The organism is Clostridium sp. LS (assembly GCF_002760435.1).
Lineage (GTDB): Bacteria > Bacillota > Clostridia > Clostridiales > Clostridiaceae > Clostridium.
In genome coordinates this window covers 1-1,127 of sequence record NZ_AUUU01000161.1, presented here as the reverse complement: position 1 = coordinate 1,127, position 1,127 = coordinate 1, and the positions used below count along the sequence as shown (strand labels likewise).

1 protein-coding gene is annotated in these 1,127 nt (G+C 25.0%); it reads left to right on the top strand.

Annotated features, from left to right (window positions below; all coding sequences use genetic code 11):
- The first annotated feature begins 215 nt into the window (after positions 1-215).
- Positions 216-572 (top strand): putative cell wall binding protein, encoded by a 357-nt coding sequence (locus COL3_RS24870; RefSeq protein ID WP_008426909.1) that lies wholly within the window; start codon positions 216-218, stop codon positions 570-572.
- The last annotated feature ends 555 nt before the right edge of the window (positions 573-1,127 follow it).

Sequence of the window (1,127 nt, the reverse complement as noted above, 5' to 3'; positions counted from 1 at the left end):
ATTGTTAGTCATGTAAAAGGAGTATAGGTAATTCTTCTTTTACATGACTTTTTACTATAATAAAGTTGTTGAAGCTAAGAATAAACTTTATATTTATAAGACATGATGAAAGTGAGTACGTTTAATTTCATAATAGAATTATTTAATCTTCATAAAATCTACATAAAAAAATTGTAACATAGTAATGAAAATGATAATATAGGGAGGATTTGCTAATGAAAAAATTTAAAATGCTAATTGGGAGTTTTATTACATCAGTGACATTACTAGCAGTAGTTCCAGTAGCTGCACATGCGGAATGGAAACAAAGTGATAATGGTTGGTGGTATTCACAAGGGAATTCTTATGCTACTAGTTGGGCAAAAATTGATGGACAATGGTATTACTTTAACTCTAATGGATATATGATGACAGGATGGGTTAATGATGGTGGGACTTGGTATTACCTCAATGGAGATGGTAGTATGGCTCATGATACAACAATTGATGGTTATTACTTAAACAGTAATGGGAGCATGAAAGGTAGCATGAATATGGATGACAACAATATGGACGGCATGAATATGAATTAAATGAAGTAGTATAATGAAAAGAAGTTGTTGTAGAATGATTTTTCTAATCATTCTGTGGTGACTTTCTTTTTTTGAATTTTAAGTAAAAATATTAGAATAATCTCATGTTATGGCTTTTTATTAGAATTTATATTTTTATGGTGATTTTCTACATAAAATCTTTATAAATATTTTGTATGATAAAAAATAAAAGTTAAATGATTAAATATGTGAAGCTAGTTGATTATTAATAGGAATTATATAGTAAAACAGAAGTTTGTATTTTATAAACCTCTGTTTTTTTGATATTTATACGAATAGTTTTAATATTAATTCTTTAAAGTTAATTTCATAAAATCCCTCAATTATCATTAGGTTATCTATAATAATTTAAAATTTAATAAGTTAACATATAGAATTTCTACATAATAACTTCATAATAACTTGCTAATATATGATTAAATAGAAAACTATTAAGAACTTAGTAGTTGGAGAGGATAAATAAAATATATTATTTGAAAGTTAAATTGAAAGGAGATAAAAATGATACAAGATTATTTGATTATTGGAATTTTT

Bases quoted from the DNA above. Each gene is read 5' to 3' on its own strand.
- COL3_RS24870 (WP_008426909.1), top strand. From the start codon at position 216: ATGAAAAAATTTAAAATGCTAATTGGGAGTTTTATTACATCAGTGACA.